We start from the raw sequence: 19,678 nt of genomic DNA on the forward strand, positions 1-19,678 counted from the left end.
AGTTAGTTTTTTATATTTTGGAATTAAATTATATAATTAGTACAAAAGGAGAAACAGTGAAATATTTAAAATTAGATTTAGAAAATGCTTTGAAAAATCCTGAAGAAATTCAGTTATTAAAATCACGTGTTGAAAAAATTCACCATGATGTTTTAAATAAAAATGTTGAAGAAAAAGATTGATTAGGTTGATATGATTTACCTAATACTTACGACCGAGAAGAAGTTCAAAGAATGAAACAAATTTCTCAAAAATGAGCTGAAGATGGTGTTGAAGTCGTTGTGGTTATTGGAATTGGTGGATCATACTTAGGTGCTAAAACCGGTTATGAATTTATTTATGGAGAATATCCAATCAAGAAACCATTAATGGAATTAGTTTTTGCTGGAAATGACATTTCTGCAGAAGCTTTAGCATCAAAATTGCATTATGTAAATGATAAAAAATTTGCGATTAATGTTATTTCAAAATCTGGAACAACATTAGAACCATCAATCGCTTTTAGAGAATTTAGACTAGCACTTGAAGCACAAATTGGTCGTGAAGAAGCTGCAAAATATATCGTTGCAACAACTGATGCTAAAAAAGGTGTGCTTTTTGAATTAGCTAAAGAACGTGGATATGAAAGATTTATCGTACCTGATGATATTGGTGGACGTTTCTCAGTAATGAGTGCTGTTGGTCTATTTCCATTTTATTGCGCCGGAATTGATGGTGAACGTATTTTAGAAGGTGCGAGAATTACCAATGAAGAATTATCGTCTGAACACCTTTCACAAAACCCTGCCTACCAATATGCAACAACTAGATACTTATTACACGAAAAATACAAATATCCAGTTGAAATGATGGTATCATATGAACCTAAATTGCAATACTTTAGTGAATGATGAAAACAATTATTTGCTGAAAGTGAAGGTAAAGACGGTAAAGGGATTTGGCCAGCTAGTGGAATTTTCTCAACTGATTTACACTCATTAGGTCAAATGATCCAAGATGGATCAAAAATCTTATTTGAAACAGTTTTAACTGTTGAACAACCACAAAATAATATTAAATTTAACATCAATGCAAACGAAGATATTGACAAATTGTCGTACTTAAATGGAAACGACTTACACAACGTTAATAATATTGCATTTAAAGCGACTCAAAAAGCTCACGTGGAAGTTGGACAAGTACCAAATATTCATATTACATTTAAAGACTTCTCACCTGAAACTTTAGGTGCATTGTTTATGTTCTTCGAGAGAGCTTTAACAATGTCAGCGTACTTATTAGGTGTAAATCCATTCAACCAACCTGGTGTTGAAATTTACAAAAAGAATATGTTTACAATGTTAGATAAAAAATAATTTATTATCAAATATTATGAATTCAATTTTACAAAAGTTAATTCCTTTGATTAATCCTCAATCAAATTGAAATGACACTCACACTAAAAAACTAGAATCTATTCTAGAATCCAAAACGAATTTAATTTCTCAGATTGAAAGAGCACTTGAATTTTTAGAATCGCCTGAATTAATTCAATATCAAAATGAATTATATTTGGTCGAAATGTCAATTGAAAGTCCACAACGTCGTAGCTTTTGCTATGATAAGCAAGCTAGAATTGAGCGAAAAAAATTTCCACCTGAAAATTCGGCACAAGAATGATGTATCAAAAATGGTGTCGAATTGGTAGATAAAGAGTTTTATTTTTATTTACAAGAACTTAAAGACATCGATTTAAAAACATCAAGCTGGTTAAAAGCACCAAAAGAAATTCGTGCTTTAGGTGGTGCAATTTTTGGTGATAAAAGATATAATCAAGCTTTTATTTATCACAATAGTGCTGATTCTTACTATTCTGCACGTGGTTTTAGAGTTTATTTGAAATTAACTTAATAAAATTTAGATCAGAAATCTCCACTCTTAATGGTGGAGATTTTTTGTGTCCAGGGAGCGACATATAGGGTAAAATAAGCAACAAAAAAAGCAAAGATTGCAATTAACAACATCCTTGCTTTTTACATTTTAATCAACCTACTAGTTAGTGTTTTCAACATCAATGCCGATAAATTTTAATGCTGTATTAATTAAACGGTTTTTATCTTCTTTGCTAACACTAGAGTCTGTAAATTTGTCTAATAATTTAGTTCCAATTTCTTTAAGGTCATTAACTTCAATACCTGATTTAGGAAGTAATTCGTTTTTGGTGTATCTGAATGTATCGATTGCTAAAGCAGCTTCTTCAGGTAAACCTAATTTGCTAAAATCCATTGTTTCGAAGTTTTCGTTTTCGGTTAATTTTTCTAATTCTTCGATAACTTTATCAATATCATGGGCTTGAATTTTTCTATTTCCTAAACTTTGATCTAATAATTCGTCAAGTTTTTCATATTCTAAAAGACTTTTAACTAATTCTTTGTTTTCTTTAATTGTTTCTTTAGCAATATCGGTATCAACCACTTTAGTTGCTACAACTAAAGGTTTGAAAATTTCTGTGTTTTCAGTTTTAGTTAAAACAGGATATGCTTCTTCGATTGTTGCAGGAACTTCAACTTCACGTTCTTCACCTTTTTCATCAGTTTCAACTTTTTTAACAAGAACAACGCTTGATTCTTTTTTCTTTTCTTCTTGAATTTGTTCTTCAGTCATTTTTGATGACTCCATTAAAGCTTTAATCAATTCAATTGGTTCGTAAATAGGTCTTCCTTGTCAGAATGTCGCTACCTTTACTCCGAATTTTGTAAACGAGGTATTTGCTCCTTTTGCATCTGGCGACATTACGTTTGTAACTAATCCAGCACTTGGTAACATAACTAATGTTAAACCAGCTCCAAATGCAAGCTTCTTAAATAAATTTACTAAGAAAGGAGATTTTGGGTCGATAAGTTTTTGAATTAAATTATTTGTTTTTTCTTGGATTTCACTTTGTGTTAAAGCTTCATCATTAGTATTTGAAACTTCATGTGTTTCAGTTACGATTGTTTGAATAACTTCCTTTTTAAAACGATTTTCTAATCTTTTTCTTCTTTGAGCTTTGGTGTGTGTAACAATTAAAATAGGTAACATAATTATGAAACCGAAAATTGAAAGAGCTAATGACAATAATGGAATTACAATACTAAATGCTATATTAGTAATTTGTTGAATTGACTTTTCAGCATTTTCGGACTTGCCAAAATCAGACTGAGCAAAAGCTTCGATAGGAATTTTAACAATTAGACCTTTGAATGCATATGCAAGTACTAAAGCAAGACCGAAACTTACAATCAATGTAATAACTGTAGCGATTAAACCGCGTAATTTAAAGAAAAAACCAATAAGGAAACCAATTGTCACAACAATAATGATTGCTAATCAAGTTCAAGATTGTGCTTTTTCTCAATTAAGAAACATATATAAAAATTTTTGTAAATCTTGTGAATTCATAGTTACTCCTTTCTTATAATAAATCCATATTGTCACGTTTATTTCATGGTTGTTTTCTATCGATTCGATCGATAAATAATTTACCATCTAAGTGGTCGAGTTCATGTTGAAAGACGATTGCGACATAACCTTTTGCATCGTATCTACGTTGTTTTTTCTCAAGGTAACTGTATCCATCAACAATGATGCGACTATAACGCGGAACATAACCTTTTTGTCCCGGTCAACTTTCACGTACACTTAAACAACCTTCACCTTCTGCTAAGGCACTGTATGTGTTTGAATGTGAAATAACTTTTGGATTAAAAATTACATCACGAAAAACTGTATTGTCGTTTACATCTTTAACGTGAATGTAAAACACTCTTTTTAGCACTCCATACTGCACAGCAGCAACTCCAACAGCAGGACGGAATTTAGTATTAGGTGTTTGACTATCATCAACGTGATAAATCATTTTTTCAGCTAATTCAATATCCTCTTGCTTCAGAGGAATTGGAACATCTTTTGATTTTTCTCTTAACACCTTTTCAGGTAATTTAACAATATTCACTTTAAACATAATTAAATTATATATTGTAATTTTAAATAGTTAGTGATATATTTTAATTATGTTAAGAATTATTAGTGGAAAATACGGTGGTCGTAAAATTAACCAACCATCAGAGCAAATTACACGTCCAACAACAGATAAAGTACGTGAAGCTGTCTTTTCAAGCATTCATTTCAATCTAGAAGATTCAATTGTACTTGACTTATTTAGTGGTAGCGGTGCATGGTCAATTGAAGCAGTTTCACGTGGAGCAATGAAAGCAATCGCGGTTGAAAAAAACCGTAGTGCATTTTCAATTATCAAGTCCAACCTTGAACTTTTAAAAATTAACAATATTGATCTTTACAATGAAGATGCAAACAGATTTTTAGACTCAAAAAAAGGAATTGAAGTTGATTTTATTTTCATGGACGCGCCTTATGTTGAATATGAATTAATTAATACTTTATTAAACAAAATTAAAGAATATAAAACCTTAAAATCAAATGGAGTGATCATTATTGAGACTGATAATCCTGATTTAATTTCTTTACCAAAGGATTTTATTATTCAAAAACAAAAAAAATATGGAAAAATCCATATTCTTTATATAGTCAAATTTACCAATTAAAATAGTATCCATTATCACGGTAAAAGGCGAGCAAAAGATTGAGTATTTCAATATTATTACTTTTTGAGATGACTTCAAAATACTTTAGCGGTTCATTAAAAAGTAAGAATCATTCTTGAATGGTTACTGACGATTTGAACTTTACTGCGACTTGATGTTCATAACACAAAAAACCACCTTGTGTTAAATCAAACTGAACAATTTGATTGCTTTTATGACATACTGTACAAGATTTAAAATTAGGAGCAATGGCTAAAAAAATGGTGCTGCGAGCAAGAAAAATACTCAAGATTACAGCGTTTTTACAATGACCTAATTTTTCGATAAAATCATTGTATAAAATTATTAAATCATTTTTACTTTTTACGTTATAAAATAGTTCAATTAGTCTTGTAATTGTTTTTTTATTAGCGAAATTTTCTATGTTAGGAAGTTTGATTAAATTAGACTTTTTTAAACGTCCAATCTTGTCATTTAAACGTGAACCGAAATATTCAATTTCGCAGATACTTCCTGAGATTAAATTCGAGCGATTTTTACTCAGTGGTTTTGTTAAACCTTGAGCAAAAAATGATTTCAAACCAGTATCAAAAAGAAAATGAACAATGAATTCATTTTCACCAGTTTGTTGATAAAAAAGACAAATTCCTTGTGTAATTTTTTCAGCCATTATTTATTTATTATATTCTTTTGTTTTTCATAGAAAAATTTATAATTTTAATTACTGTTTAAAAGTATATTTTTTCAATTCAAAAATGAATTACACAATCACGAGGTACAATGAATATTCAAGAAGCTAAGGAAATTTTTTTAAACGTGTTGAACTCAACTCCAGGTATTGCGGAAATTCATCCTATCCACGGGAGTGTTTCGATTGAAAATGATGATGTAAAAGAAAAAGAAATTGATATTTTGGATATGTTAGTAGTTGAAGAAGTAAATAAGTCTTGAGAATTTAAGTGTCGAGTTAACATTTTGCATGGAATATCTGCAAAACAATTAATTAATGGTATTTACAAACAATTAAGTTTTGTACTAAAAAAACACGATATTTCTAAATTCAATTTAAGAGTTTACGTTAAAGGAGTAAGTTATGAATAACAAACTTAATGGTTATGAGTTTGCTAAATCGATACTTTCGGGTTCTAACTCTTTATCTAATAATAAAAGTAGAATTGATGCGTTAAATGTTTTCCCCGTCCCAGATGGTGACACTGGGACAAACATGTCTAGTACAATTGGATCCGCATTAAGTTCATACAAGTTTAATGAAGAAAACATCGAAAAAGCTTCAAATGAAATCGCCAAGCTAATGTTATTTGGTGCTCGTGGTAACTCTGGTGTAATTTTAAGTCAAATTTTCCGCGGTTTTGCTAATGGGCTAATCGGAGTCGAAAGTGCCGGAACTAAAGAATTATTAATTGCTTTTAAAAGTGCAGCTAAAAAGGCCTATAGTGCAGTTTTAAAACCAATTGAGGGGACAATTTTAACTGTTATCCGTGAAACTTATGAATCTTTAGAAAGAGAATTTGCTAACAAAGAAGTTTCGACTTTAGATTTCTTTACTAAAGTTGTTGAATTCGCAAGAATTTCATGCGACAACACACCGAATAAACTTAAAACCCTGCGTGAAGTTGGGGTTACCGATAGTGGTGGTGAGGGTCTTTATACCATTTTCTTAGGAATGTTGTCATACTTCAAGGGACAACCAATTGAAATTACTAATGAAGATTTAGATATTAACAAGTTCATTCAAGACACTGAAGTATTTGATGGTGAATTTGGTTATTGTACTGAATTTATTGTCGACTTAAATGATCATGAAAACTTCGACAAGAATAAATTTACTACTGAAGTAGAAAAAATTGCTTCAAGTTTAGTGGTTGTTAATGATGAAAACATTCTAAAAGTACACGGACACACATTAAGACCAGGTGATTTTCTAAATTTCGCACAAAATTATGGTGAATTTTTAAAAATCAAATCTGAAAACATGACTGAACAAGCGAACAACTCTAAAGCAAATGCTGAAGTGCTTAAAAAAGCAAATGACAATACCGCTGATAAAGTGAATTTATGTGGTGTGGTATCATGTAATTTAGGTAATGGATTTATTGAAAAAATGCAAGAACTAGGATGTGACTACGTCGTAGAAGGTGGCCAAACACAAAATCCGAGTGCACAAGATATTATCGAAGCAATTAACCAAGTAAATGCTCAAACTGTTTTTGTTTTACCAAACAATTCAAACGTATTCTTAGTATCACAACAAGCAGCTCAAGTTGTTCGTGATCGTGACGTTATTATTATTCCGTCGAAAACACAAATTCAAGGTGTTTCAGCTCTAATTAACTTTAACAAAGAAAATTCAGCTGAGGATAATACTGAAATGATGAACGAAGCAATAGAGGATGTGCTTTCTGGGGAAGTTACACAAGCTGTTCGTACCACAAAAATTAACGGTGTAAACATTCAAGAAGGTGATTATATCGCGATTTTTGAAGGTAAAATCATTGCATCAAAAAATGATTATATGAGTGCAGCACAAGAATTATTGAAAAAAATGATTGTTGAAAAGAATGAATTAATTTCAATTTATTACGGTGATTTAGTTTCGGAAACAGACGCTAACGAACTTGCGGACTGAATTCAAAGTCAATGTGATGCAGAAATCGAAATCATCAACGGAGAACAACCAAATTACCACTTTTTAATCGGTGCTGAATAAGAAGTTTAAGGGGTTGATTATGAAATACATAATTGCAATGGATGTAAATGGAAATGATCATGGTGTTGAATCAGCTGTTTTAGCAGCTGTTGATTTTCTTAAACACAATGATCATTTTTATATTAAAATGGTAGGAAACGAACAAGAGATTCGTAAATTTTTAGATCCAAATCAAAAAAATATCGAAATTATTAATAATGAAATAGTTGGTAAATTAGGTGACAATCCACGTAGTGCACTTTCAGAAAATTCATCCTTAAAAGTAGCTATTGATTTAGTTAAAAACAATGAGGCAGATTCAATTATTTCTTGTGGTGATAGTGGCTTATACTTGACTTTAAGTACATTCATATTAAAACGTTTACCTGGGATTTCTCGTCCTGCTTTTATGCCGATTATGCCAAACATTAATCGGGGACACTTTTTGCTTTTGGACGTTGGGGCTAATTTACAAACTAAGGCTGAATATTTGCACGAGTGAGCTATTTTAGCTTCTGAAGCAGCTAAAGCGTTTTTCGACAAGGGGCAAGTGAGCGTCAAATTGTTAAATATTGGAACTGAAGATTATAAAGGTTTAGAAATTACTAAAGAAGCCCACCAAATCATGCGAGGGGACACTAAGATTAATTATCAAGGTTTTATTGAACCACGTGACTTATTATTAAACACTGCAGACGTAGTGGTTTGTGACGGTTATGCCGGTAATATAACTCTAAAAACCGCTGAAGGTGCGATTCTTAATTTTAAAAATTTAATCAAAAAGAATATTATGGCTAGTTGGACACGTAAAATCGGTTATTTATTTTTAAGAAATGCATTTAAAGATGTAGCTGAATCTTTTGACTATCGTAACGTTGGTGCTGCTTGAATTTTAGGAGTTAACCATTTAGCACTGAAATGTCACGGATCAAGTGATAAAAAATCTTATTTAGGAGCTTTAAATCAAATGAAACTCGGTCTTGAAAAAGATGTTTTAACAAAAATGAAAAGAGCAATAGATGAATACGATAACTAGAGCAAAAACTTTAGAAGAATTTTTTCATTATAATGAAATCGAACCTAATGATACAAGCATTTATATGACTGCACTAACACATTCGTCAAAAAATTTTAAGAACTCAAAACTTGAAAATTACGAACGTTTAGAATTTCTTGGGGATGCGATTATTCAATTTTTAACTAGTGCGTATATTTTTAAACGGTACCACTTTTTGACACAGGGACAAGCAACTAACTTAAGAGCAAAAGCAGTGTGCACTGAAACATTTTCAAATATTTCACAAGCGATTGGACTACCAAGACTAATCAAAACTTCAAATGGACAGGCTGAAAGTGACGCTAAAAGTTCCCCAAAGGTACAGGCAGACATATTTGAGTCAATTACAGGAGCTATTTATCTAGATTTAGGTTTAAATAAAGCGAAAGACTTTGTTGCGAAATATGTTTTTTCAATTATTGATGATATTCACGCAAAAAACAATAAAGACGTAAAAACACAATTACAAGAACATTTTCAAACTTTTAGTCGTGAACATATTAAATATATTACTGAATTGTTACCAAATAAAACGTTTTTCTCAAAAGTAATGCATGATAAACAAATTTTTGGTACAGGACAGGGATTAAGTAAAAAAGAAGCTGAATTTAATGCGGCAACTGACGCTTTAAAGAAGTTAAAAACAATTGGAGAAGACAATGAAATTAGTTAAAATTGAGGCTCATGGATTTAAGTCATTCGCAGATCCAATTTCACTTAAATTTACTGGTGGTGTGGCTGGGATAGTTGGACCAAATGGTTCAGGAAAGAGTAATATCAATGATGCTATCAAGTGAGTTTTAGGTGAACAAAGTTTTCGTGAATTACGTGGTGATTCAATGGAAGACGTAATCTTTGCTGGTTCTAAAACTAGTCCCGCGATGAATAAAGCGGTAGTTTCTTTAATTTTCGACAACCGCGAGGGACTCAGTTCACTCGAAGGGGACTTTATAAAAGTTACTCGAATTATGGAGCGTGGTAAAGGGAGCACTTACTTAATCAACGACCTTCCCTCACGTCAAAAAGACATTAAAGCTCTTGCGATGGAAACTGGTATTGGTAAATCATCATTAGCTATTATTTCACAAGGTACTGTTTCAGATATTGCAGAGGCCACTGATGAACAACGTAGATTAATTTTCGAAGAAGCAGCAGGAGTTTCAAAATATAAATTTAGAAAAACAGAAGCTCAACGCAAATTAGAGAGTGTTTCAATTAGTTTAGGAAAAATTAATACAAGCGTTTCAGAACTTGAAAGACAAGTTTTACCTTTACAAAAACAAGCTCAAAAAGCAATCATTTTTAAACAAAAAAGTGAAGAATTAAAAAATGTCGAAATTGCACTTTTAGCACATGAAATCAATCGTTTAGAGCAAGAACAAAAACGTTTAAGCGATGAATTGAGTGGTGTTCAGGAAACTGATGTGCGTTATTCGCAACGTATTGAAGAATTAAGTGTCAACATTAGCAAAGATTTAAACAATCAAAGCATTTTACAAACTGAAATTCAAAAATTATCTGGTGAAAAATCTGCTATTCAAGATCAAATTCGTGAATATGAATTAATTGAAGCGAAAGAACAACAAAGACAACAAATGATTTTAAGTGGTCAAATCAAAGCAGATTCAAAAGATCTAATTGAAAACTTAAAAGATAGTTTACAAAAATTACAGCACAAGATTAATTATTTAAAAAACGAAGAAAACCAAATTAACGAAAAAATTAATAACACTAAAGAACAAATTAAAGCATTAAATAATCAAATTAACGCAATCGAATTAGAATACAACGATAAACAAAATAAAAAAATTAAATTAGAATCTCGTTTGGAATTTATTAAAGACCAAAAAGAATCTAAAAACTCCTTATTTAAAGGTACAAAAACGATTGTGGACAATAAAAACTTATTTAAAGGTTACAAAGGTTTAGTTTCCGATTTAATCAACGTTAAAGCTGAATATACTCTTGCAATCAAAACAATTTTAAACAACGCAACACAGCACATTGTTGTGGACAAAAGTGAAACAGCAGTTAATGCAGTTAACTTTTTAAAACAAAATAAAGGTGGTCGTGCAACATTTATTCCACTTAATACTATTAAAGGTAAAAGCGTTCGCGACGATCATGTTTTAGTCTTACAGGGGCAAAATGGTTTTGTTGGGATTGCTAGTGATTTGGTGGAAACAGATAAACAATTTAATGTCTTAAAAGAGTTCTTACTTGGAAATATAATTGTTGCCAATAATATTGATTCAGCAAATAATATTGCTCGTATCTTAGACCGTAAATATATGGTTGTGACACTTGATGGAGACATTATACGTGCTGGTGGAGTTGTTGTCGGTGGAGAAAAGGACACTTCAATTACTGATAGCCTTTTAGGTTTAGATGACAAAATTAAAGAAATCGAAGAATTTTTACCAAAATTAAATGAATTCTTACAAAAATCAAGAACTGAATTACTTAATCTTAAGGACCAAAGAGCAAGTCACTATGAAATGTATTCTGAGCTTGAAAAAATCATTGTTTCAGTAGTAAAACAAAAAAATGATGCTCAAACTCAATTCATGGAAAATAAATTAAGACTCGAGAATTTAACTCAAGATGAAGTGATTGATGTTGAAGCTAAAACAACAACTTTAGGGGAGAATTTAGAAATTTTAACTTCACGTTTAAGATCGAATGAAGTTGAATTAAAAGCTAAATTAGAACGTCTAAAAATTATTCAAATGAATATTAATACCTATCAAATAGATAAAAACGAATTGGAAAAAGAATTGAATTCATTAAGAAATCAATTTAATAAACAAAATCGTCAATTTGAAAGTAATAAGTTTTATCTAGGTGAATATCGTGCACGTTTATTAAATTATTACAGTTTAACATTAGATTTTGCACTAGAAAATTATCACTTAGACTTACCTGTTTCGGACGCAAAAGAGTTCGTTGAACGTCTTAAAAAAGAAATTAAAGAACTTGGTAGTGTTAACTTAGATTCGATTGAACAACTTAAAGAAGTTGAAGGTCGTTACAATGAATTAAAAGCTCAACAAAATGAAATTGAAGAAGCTAAAAGTACCATCGAAAGCGCAATTGCTGAGATGGACAAAATTATTGTTTCAAGAATGAGTAACATTGTTAATGATGTTAATGAAGAATTCAATAATGTCTTTACCAGCATGTTTGGTGGCGGTTCAGCACATATTAAATTCAATGATAAAAACAACATTCTTGAATCAGGAATTAGCATTCAAGCTCAACCACCAGGTAAAAGTGTTAAAAACTTAAGACTATTTTCTGGTGGTGAAAAATCTCTAATTGCGATTTCATTACTATTTGGTATTTTAAAAGCTAGACCATTACCATTGTGTATTTTAGATGAGGTTGAAGCAGCATTAGACGAAGCAAACGTGGTACGTTATGCTGAATATTTACAGTCACTCAAAAACAAAACTCAATTCTTAGTTATCACACACCGTCATGGTACCATGTCACGTATGGATGACCTTTTTGGGGCTACCATGCAAAAACGTGGGATTACCAGCTTTTTCTCAATTCAACTTAGTGAAGCAAAAAAAATGATTGATGATGAACACCAATCACAAAATTTCTAATCGGGACAATCCCGATTTTTCTTTGCAAAAAAGCAATAAAAAAAGACCAGCGGTCTTTTTCAATGGCGGGACAGAGAGGATTCGAACCTCCGCGGGAGTTTCCTCCCCTATCGCGTTAGCAGTGCGACCTCTTCGGCCTCTTGAGTACTGTCCCTAATTGCTCCATTATTATACATTAAAAGTTTAAAATATCAAATTTTTTTATGATTTGACCATTTTATTGGCTACACCTATTTGCTCTTAATAAGATTACTAATGGTTAAATATGTTAAAATTATATATATAAAAATATACATTATTTTTTGTGCGAGGCGTTTATGAAATTGACATTGATTTCTTCTATTACCGAAGATTACCGAGACCTAAGGTATTTTTTAAAATCTTTAACCGAACAGGACAATCAAGATTTTGAAATTATTTTATGTTTAAATAAATCTTCAAACAACAAGAGAATATTCGATGTTATTCAAGAACATTATGAATTTTTTGGTTCGCGATTGAAATTTTTAGTTAATAGTCGTCGTGAAAGTATTCAATATACTTTAGCAAACGCATTTGCCTTAGCTAAAGGTGAATATGTTACAGTTTTAAACTCAGATACGACAATTAAAAAATATTTAGTACGTGAAATTTCAACTTATGCAAGTGATTTAGATGTGGACATTTTAGAATTTAAACCAAGAATGATTGGTTCGATAGCTTGAAAACCACATCCTAGAATTCAAAATGTCAATACTAGAATTAAAATTGCTGATTCACCAGATATTATTGCTTATTCATTTCCATTCATTTTCAATAAAATTTACAAAAAATCATTGATTAAAAAGTTGATTAAATTTAAACCTTCAACTGTAACTGATACTAAATTAGCTATTGAATTAAATTATCGTCTATTATTATTAGCTAAAACTTATTCATATATTGACATTCGCATTAAACGTGAATATTTTGGTGTCGACAACTGAATTAATCCGCATTCATTCATTACCAAGTTTGATGCATTAGAACCATTTTTTAAAACTTCGGACCGTAAATTAATGCATGAGTTTAATTATGCAAAATACTTTTTCATCAAAATTTTCTTAGCTGGACTATTAACTGACACAAATTATCGTAACATCAATACGATTATGAACTACAAACAAGTTTTGGAAAACGTAGTCACAAATTTAAAGATAAGTTAAAAGAAATTATTAAAAAATATGAATCATCAAACGAATATAAGATCTTTTGTGAAACGAATATCTATATGCAATTTGACAATACTGAAACTAATTGATTAAGAAATTCGCATCCAATTAATAACTGAAATAAGATCTTAGGAGAATTAGAATAGAATGATTAAATACAAAAACGCAAATTTTTGAATTAGATTCGCGTCCAATCTAATTGATTTTTTTGCTACGACATTATTTATCTCGTTAGTTGTATTTTTACTAAGTTATAAGGAACAAAAATTTTCATCTCTTGCTTTTTATAGCTTACCATTTTTAATTAACGTATTTATTTTAGTTTATTGACTATACATTCCTTGAGTTTTAAAAACTAAAACTCTTGGTCAATGAATTTGTCAGATTAAAACTTTAAATCAAAAAAATGAAGCATTAAAATTCAAAGAATTATTTAAACGTGCAATTTTATGAATCACTTTACCAATTTTGGTATTTTTTGGAATGATTCTTTTTTTTAATGACGAATCAATTCAAAAATTAAACAACAATGCTGTTTTAACACCAAAAAATATCAATGATCTGAACTTGAGTAATTTTGAAAAAATCGGTTGAGCTTGCATTAGTTCGCTCTCATCAATTTGAGTTTTAATGACAATCTTAAATTATTTGTTTATTTTATTTTCAAAAAAACGTCTAGCCTTAATTGATATTATTTCAAACACTCGAGTAGTTTGAAAAAAACCGATTTTAGTCACACAAGAACAAATAATTTTAAAACCAATGTTACTACAAAGACGTCAAATAATACACGTTTTATCAGATAAAGCAGAAAGAAATGATAATTAAATTTAAGGAGAATTATGAAAGTTGCTAATAACAATTTATTGGAAGATTTGAATTCCAAACAAAAAGAAGCTGTTGAATATTTTGATTCACCTTTACGTATTGTTGCTGGTGCTGGTAGTGGTAAAACAAAAGTTTTAACTAGAAAAATTGCTTATTTAGTAAATAAACTCGGTATTGCCCCGAAAGAAATTTTAGCAGTGACTTTTACTAATAAAGCTTGCAATGAAATGGCTATTAGAATTAGACAATATTGCGGAAATCTCACAAATGAATTAACAATTAAAACTTTTCACTCACTTTGTGCATTAATTTTGCGTGAAGAATCACGTAAAATCGGTCTAAGAAGTGATTTTCAAATTTTAGATGAAGTTGATAAAAAAGCGATTTTAAATGAAATTTATGAAAAATTAGACATTCAAACTAATTTAATCTCACTTTCGAACATGATGAATTACATTTCATGAGCAAAAAATCATCATTATTCAAAAAGTGAATTAAAAGAAGCTTTAAATTCTGATGAAATTATTCCAAAAGTTTACTCTTTATACAACAAAAAACTACGTGAAAATAAATGTTTAGACTTTGACGATTTAATCTTAAAAGTCAACGATTTATTTGAAGCTTATCCTGAAGTTGTTCAAAAATGAGCAAACAAATTCAAATATATTTTAGTTGACGAGTTTCAAGATACTTCAGATTTACAGTACAAAATTATTAAATACTTATACAACCCTGAAGATGCTCACATTACAATTGTTGGTGATCCAGACCAAACAATTTACGAATGACGTGGTGCTGAAGTAGATTTAATTTTAGACTTTGATCAAGATTTTAAAGATACTAAAACAATCGTTTTAGACATTAACTATCGTTCAACTAAGAAAATTTTACGTGCTGCAAACAAATTAATTAAAAACAATAAATTCCGTTTCAACAAAGACTTACAAACCGAAAACCCTGAAGGGGACGATATTGAATTTTTCCATGCTTTTAGCAACGAAGCGGAAGCTCGTTGAGTAGTCCAAAAAATCAACGAACTTAAAAAGCAAAAAATTCAACTTAAAAATATTGCAATTTTATATCGTTCAAATTATTATTCAAGAGCTTTTGAAGAGGCTTTAATCAACGAAAACATCAATCATAAAATTTTCAATGGTACCAAATTCTTCCAAAGAGCCGAAATTAAGGACTCACTCGCTTATTTACGTGTTTTGTATGATGGTTCAGATATTGCCTTTGAGAGAATAATTAATATTCCCGCTCGTGGAATTGGAAAAAGTACTTTGGCTAAATTAAAACAATTTGCTCAAGAAAAAGAGATGGGATTATTTGAATGTGTCCTTAAACACTACAAAGAATTACCAATCAAACAAAGTTTAATTGTCAAATCAATTTTTCCATTATTAAAGGACATTTTAACCTTTAGAAAAGCACTTGAAAAAAATAAATTCTCACTTGTTTTATTAAAATTCTTAGAAAAAATTAAATACTTCGAAGCAATCGAGCAAAACGTTAACATGCGTGGACAAGCAACTGATAACGTGCGTGAATTAATTAAGAGTATGGAAACTTGAGAGCAAAAAAATCCCAATAAATCACTTAAGGACTATTTAGATATGGTCTCGCTAATGAGTGCTGGGGACGAATATGATGACTTTTCAAATTATGTTTCATTAATGACTGTCCACTCGGCAAAGGGATTGGAATTCGATAATGTCTTTGTTGTAGGTATGACTGAACAAATTTTTCCAAGTTACAAAGGTTTAAATCGTGATAATAGTAAGGACTGAATGGAAGAAGAAAGAAGACTTGCCTATGTCGCTATTACACGTGCTAAAAAGAAATTATTCATTACCGATTCACGTGGTAATTTAATTGGTACAGATATACCAAAAGAAACCTCTCGCTTCGTCGAGGAGATGGGGATTGATTTAAATGATGTTATCTTAGCTCAATCACAAACCGCAAGCGTGCAAGACTATGATGATGAAGAAGTAAACAACAACATTATCCCCGGGGACATTATCTCTCACACCACCTTTGGAGAGGGACAAGTATTAGAGGTTTTAGGGGACACTATTGTTGTTGAGTTTGTTAAAGATAAAAAAGTAAAATCATTGCGTAAAAACCATCCAGCAATAAAAGTGATTGTGTCGGTTTAAGATGATTCAGTTAGTAATTTTAGTTAGTTGCGTCGTTTCATTAATTTTATTTTTACTTTTTATAGCTGTATTTTGAATTTACTATATCAACTTAAGAGTATCCACAGGTGTAATTATTTTTAAAATAGACACTTTAAACCACCGTGTGATTCGTATTAACGAGAAAAGTCCATTATTTCCAATTCTTTTTGATGCACGTAAACTGAAATTTGAACCTTTTAATTACATTAGTTTTAGCGAATTTTTAAACTTTTTCGAAGTTGAAAATCAAAAAGATTTAAAGATTTATTTTGAACAAAATGCTGTTCATCGTGTTAGTTTGAAATTGCAACTTAATATGAATTTGTACAAACGTTTAACTTTTTTTGAACGTATTTTATTCAAAATAGACTCTCGTACAAAAAGATTAGAAAATACTATTTGTGAATTAAGAGTTTTTCCACAAGATGACGGTATTTTTATCTGTAACATTAATTGACGAATTAACAATGATCATAATAGTAAAAAGATTGAATTTGTCAATGCTAAAAATAATACAATGCAAAAATTGGTTCGTGGTCCTTTTTTAGCTTTAACACTTCTAAAAAAACCTTTTTTCTTTGTTAATGAAATCTTAAATTCAGATATTGAACAAATTTTAGATCGTTTTGGTTTAAAGTTAAATCGAGTGCAATTGTACAGTAAAGACGGAATTATAATGATTCTGTTTAAAAAAACATTTTTAACCAATATCAAAAAGATTAATTCAATTGTTAAAAATCTTAACGAAAATAGTTTATATGAAAAAATGGTCGATTGTGCGAGTGTAATTGAATTTAAAAGAATGATTGATTTAGATGATTTTGAAAATTTAGTCAATCAGTCCAAATACACTTTATATAACATCAAAAACAATAAATTAAGTAACGAATTTTACTATTTTAAACCTAAAGATGTCTATAAACCTGAATTTGTTGAATTTGTTTCTCTATATAATACTTTTAGAAATAAAAATTTAACTAGTGATTTCTTATTAATTAAGAATTCAATTGTTAATTACGAATCTAAAAACAAAACCAAAAACAACGTTTTTTCAGTCTGAATCAACGGAATGAGCAAAGATGTAATTGAATTTTTTCTCAAAATACCATATTTAGTTTATTTATACGAACCTTTGTGAATTAATAAAATTATTTCAAAGGAAAAAGAAATTGAAATCGGTAAACTTGCGAGTCGGATTATTGTCAAAATTTCGCAAGAGAATTTTATGAAGTTAAGTAATTACGATACTTCAAGCAAAATAACTTATTTAATTTACTCATTTGATAATCTGTTTAATTATGAAGAATTAAAAAAGAAAATTAAAATTTTAAGAGAAAACTCAATTTCATGTGCTGTGTATGTTAAAAGAATAAACAAACCGCTAATGAATTTTTTAGGTTCTTCAAATTTAAAAGCGATAGTGATTAGTGAACAAATTAGTAAAAAAATCAATGATGAATCAACTTTTTTTGATTGCGTCAATATTTACCAAATCGCTCAATCAAACAAGATTAGTTTATTCTACGAATTAGAAAATTTTGCACTAGATAAATACATTGTTAAAAAAACAGGGATTTATGCAGCTTACTTACCGCAATTTTCTAAAATTAAACTTGAAAATACTTAAAAACCTGTTTTTATAACAGGTTTTTATAACTTTGAAACAATTAAAAATTATTACTTTATAATATATTAAAGTATAAGGAGCTTTATGAAAAAAGTAAGAACTAGATACGCACCAAGTCCAACCGGATATCTTCACATTGGTGGTGCTAGAACAGCGTTATTTTGTTATTTATTCGCTAAACATTTTAATGGTGATTTTATATTTAGACTCGAAGACACTGACGTAAAAAGAAACGTGGTTGGTGGTGAAGAAAGTCAATTAAATAATTTAGCATGATTAGGGATTATTCCTGATGAGAGTCCGCTTAAACCGAATCCAAAATACGGAAACTACCGTCAAAGTGAAAAACTTGATCGTTACCGTGCAATTGCTGATCAATTAATTTCTCAAAATTTAGCTTACAAAGCTTATGATACTTCTGAAGAATTAGAACAACAAAAACAAGAAAGCGACGCAAAAGGAATTCCATCATTTAGATATAATCCTGAGTGACTTCAAATTTCTGAACAAGAACGTGCACAACGTGAGTCAAAAGGTGAATATTCAATTCGTTTAAAAATGCCTAAAGATCAAATTTATGCATGAGAAGATATTGTGCGTGGACACATCGAATTTAACAGTAGTGATTTAGCTGATTGAGTTATTTACAAATCTGATGGATATCCAACTTACAATTTTGCTGTAGTTGTTGATGACCATGATATGGAAATTTCACACGTGCTACGTGGCGAAGAACACATTGGAAATACACCAAAACAATTAGCCATTTACCAAGCATTAGGTTGAGAAGCACCACAGTTTGGACACTTAACAATTATCACCAACATGGAAGGTCAAAAACTTTCAAAACGTGATTTAACTCTTAAACAATTCATTGAAGACTATAAAAATGAAGGATACGCACCTGAAGGTGTGTTCAACTTTTTAGCGTTATTAGGATGAACATCAGCTGATGCAAAAGAATTAATGACTAAAGAAGAATTAATTGCTCATTTTGATCCATCTCGTTTAAGTAAATCACCATCAAAATTTGATATTAAAAAAATGCAATGATTCTCAAAACAATACATCAAAAATTATGATAATTCAATCATTGCTAAGTTCATCAATTTAGATCAAGTTAACTTTAGTGATGAGTGAAAAGATTTATTTTTAGACACTTACAAACAAAGTGCAATCACAATGAACGAAATAGCTGAAAGTTTAAAAATGTATTTAAGTGCTAATACACAGGTAAAAACGGAAATTTCAGACGATGATGCAACTGTTGTACGTACTTTTGCTTCATTATTAAGTGACAGTGATTTTAGTGTCGATTCAATTCAAAATGCAATTAACAAAACTCAAGAAATTACCGGTGCAAAAGGTAAAAAATTATTTATGCCAATTCGTTTAGCAACCACTTATGTTGAACATGGACCTGAATTAGCAAAAGCTATTTACCTTTTTGGATCAGAAATTATTTTAGGACGTTTAAAAAATGACAATTGAATTTAAGTCAAAAATTTTACAAGGTTCAAACGAACCAGTTTACACTAATTTTGAAGCAAAATTAGAAAGATTAAACGAATTGGATTTCGATGTTCTTTTATTCAACGAACCAAGTCAAAATGTTGCAAACCGTATTGAAATTAACTCGAGTGATGTAAATATTTTTGCTGGTCCAACCACATTAAATTTATCACTTAATAAATGAGTAGATGTTGAGTTTATTGTAAATTATGGAACTAATAAAAATCAAACATTTTTAATTAATACTTTCTTAAAATCACTAACACACACTAAAAATGAAAATGAAGAAGTTTACAAATTAAACTATATTTTAAGTCAAAACCGTGACGAAAATAATTTAATCGGTGAATTTTTCATTGATTTAGTAATCAAATAAA

17 protein-coding genes and 1 tRNA gene are annotated in these 19,678 nt (G+C 29.9%); 14 read left to right on the plus strand and 4 right to left on the minus strand.

Features of this window, described 5'->3' with window-relative positions; translation table 4 throughout:
• Nucleotides 1–56: 56 nt before the first annotated feature.
• Together BLA55_RS02625 and BLA55_RS02630 are read left to right on the plus strand one after the other, a co-directional pair.
• On the plus strand, nucleotides 57–1,355 hold the full coding sequence (locus BLA55_RS02625; protein WP_073372542.1) for a glucose-6-phosphate isomerase: 1,299 nt from the start codon (nucleotides 57–59) through the stop codon (nucleotides 1,353–1,355).
• A gap of 16 nt (nucleotides 1,356–1,371) precedes the next feature.
• Nucleotides 1,372–1,890, plus strand: a complete 519-nt coding sequence (locus BLA55_RS02630; RefSeq protein ID WP_073372543.1) for a DUF4256 domain-containing protein — start codon at nucleotides 1,372–1,374, stop codon at nucleotides 1,888–1,890.
• A gap of 141 nt (nucleotides 1,891–2,031) precedes the next feature.
• Here BLA55_RS02630 and BLA55_RS02635 read toward each other — a convergent pair whose 3' ends face one another.
• On the minus strand, nucleotides 2,032–3,420 hold the full coding sequence (locus BLA55_RS02635; RefSeq protein WP_073372544.1) for an ABC transporter permease: 1,389 nt from the start codon (nucleotides 3,418–3,420) through the stop codon (nucleotides 2,032–2,034).
• A 13-nt stretch (nucleotides 3,421–3,433) separates the two neighbouring features.
• On the minus strand, nucleotides 3,434–3,982 hold the full coding sequence (gene def, locus BLA55_RS02640; RefSeq protein ID WP_073372545.1) for a peptide deformylase: 549 nt from the start codon (nucleotides 3,980–3,982) through the stop codon (nucleotides 3,434–3,436).
• Nucleotides 3,983–4,031: 49 nt separating this feature from the next.
• Here def and rsmD point away from each other — a divergent pair, with 49 nt between their 5' ends.
• Complete coding sequence (gene rsmD / locus BLA55_RS02645; protein WP_073372546.1) at nucleotides 4,032–4,583, plus strand: 16S rRNA (guanine(966)-N(2))-methyltransferase RsmD; 552 nt, start codon at nucleotides 4,032–4,034, stop codon at nucleotides 4,581–4,583.
• Here the strand turns inward: rsmD and BLA55_RS02650 are convergent.
• Nucleotides 4,573–5,253: a recombination protein O N-terminal domain-containing protein gene (locus BLA55_RS02650; protein ID WP_073372547.1), complete on the minus strand. Its 681-nt coding sequence runs from the start codon at nucleotides 5,251–5,253 to the stop codon at nucleotides 4,573–4,575. The genes rsmD and BLA55_RS02650 overlap by 11 nt on opposite strands.
• A 110-nt stretch (nucleotides 5,254–5,363) precedes the next feature.
• Between BLA55_RS02650 and BLA55_RS02655 the strand changes: the two genes are divergently transcribed.
• From BLA55_RS02655 to BLA55_RS02675, 5 genes are read left to right on the plus strand one after another with little or no spacing between them, the layout of a single operon-like run.
• Nucleotides 5,364–5,684: a hypothetical protein gene (locus tag BLA55_RS02655; RefSeq protein WP_073372548.1), complete on the plus strand. Its 321-nt coding sequence runs from the start codon at nucleotides 5,364–5,366 to the stop codon at nucleotides 5,682–5,684.
• Nucleotides 5,677–7,311, plus strand: coding sequence for a DAK2 domain-containing protein (locus BLA55_RS02660; protein ID WP_073372549.1), 1,635 nt, complete (start codon nucleotides 5,677–5,679; stop codon nucleotides 7,309–7,311). The genes BLA55_RS02655 and BLA55_RS02660 overlap by 8 nt, the downstream gene beginning before the upstream one ends.
• 19 nt (nucleotides 7,312–7,330) lie before the next feature.
• Nucleotides 7,331–8,326: a phosphate acyltransferase PlsX gene (gene plsX / locus BLA55_RS02665; protein ID WP_073372550.1), complete on the plus strand. Its 996-nt coding sequence runs from the start codon at nucleotides 7,331–7,333 to the stop codon at nucleotides 8,324–8,326.
• A complete protein-coding gene (rnc, locus tag BLA55_RS02670; RefSeq protein ID WP_073372551.1) occupies nucleotides 8,310–9,020 on the plus strand; it encodes a ribonuclease III in 711 nt (236 codons plus the stop codon). Before plsX ends, rnc begins: the two co-directional genes overlap by 17 nt.
• Entirely contained in the window at nucleotides 9,007–11,961 is a 2,955-nt protein-coding gene (locus BLA55_RS02675) for an AAA family ATPase (protein WP_073372552.1), read from the plus strand. The genes rnc and BLA55_RS02675 overlap by 14 nt, the downstream gene beginning before the upstream one ends.
• A 63-nt stretch (nucleotides 11,962–12,024) precedes the next feature.
• On the opposite strand, the gene BLA55_RS02680 is transcribed toward BLA55_RS02675, so the two are convergent.
• Nucleotides 12,025–12,115, minus strand: a tRNA-Ser gene (locus BLA55_RS02680).
• Nucleotides 12,116–12,278: 163 nt separating this feature from the next.
• Here BLA55_RS02680 and BLA55_RS02685 point away from each other — a divergent pair.
• From BLA55_RS02685 to BLA55_RS02710, 6 genes are all read left to right on the plus strand, one after another.
• On the plus strand, nucleotides 12,279–13,145 hold the full coding sequence (locus tag BLA55_RS02685) for a glycosyltransferase family A protein (protein WP_084107648.1): 867 nt from the start codon (nucleotides 12,279–12,281) through the stop codon (nucleotides 13,143–13,145).
• A gap of 153 nt (nucleotides 13,146–13,298) precedes the next feature.
• Nucleotides 13,299–13,979 carry an RDD family protein gene (locus BLA55_RS02690; RefSeq protein WP_073372553.1) on the plus strand — a complete coding sequence of 227 codons (681 nt, stop codon included), beginning with the start codon at nucleotides 13,299–13,301 and terminating at the stop codon, nucleotides 13,977–13,979.
• 14 nt (nucleotides 13,980–13,993) lie between these two features.
• A complete protein-coding gene (locus tag BLA55_RS02695) occupies nucleotides 13,994–16,141 on the plus strand; it encodes an ATP-dependent helicase (RefSeq protein ID WP_073372554.1) in 2,148 nt (715 codons plus the stop codon).
• A 1-nt stretch (nucleotide 16,142) separates the two neighbouring features.
• Nucleotides 16,143–17,789 carry an MHO_4530 family protein gene (locus BLA55_RS02700; RefSeq protein ID WP_073372555.1) on the plus strand — a complete coding sequence of 549 codons (1,647 nt, stop codon included), beginning with the start codon at nucleotides 16,143–16,145 and terminating at the stop codon, nucleotides 17,787–17,789.
• An 84-nt stretch (nucleotides 17,790–17,873) separates the two neighbouring features.
• Nucleotides 17,874–19,286 (plus strand): glutamate--tRNA ligase, encoded by a 1,413-nt coding sequence (gene gltX / locus BLA55_RS02705; RefSeq protein ID WP_073372556.1) that lies wholly within the window; start codon nucleotides 17,874–17,876, stop codon nucleotides 19,284–19,286.
• Nucleotides 19,270–19,677, plus strand: a complete 408-nt coding sequence (locus BLA55_RS02710; protein WP_073372557.1) for a hypothetical protein — start codon at nucleotides 19,270–19,272, stop codon at nucleotides 19,675–19,677. Before gltX ends, BLA55_RS02710 begins: the two co-directional genes overlap by 17 nt.
• Nucleotide 19,678: the final 1 nt, after the last annotated feature.

This window comes from Mycoplasmopsis pullorum (genome assembly GCF_001900245.1).
Taxonomy (GTDB): domain Bacteria; phylum Bacillota_I; class Bacilli_A; order Mycoplasmatales; family Metamycoplasmataceae; genus Mycoplasmopsis; species Mycoplasmopsis pullorum.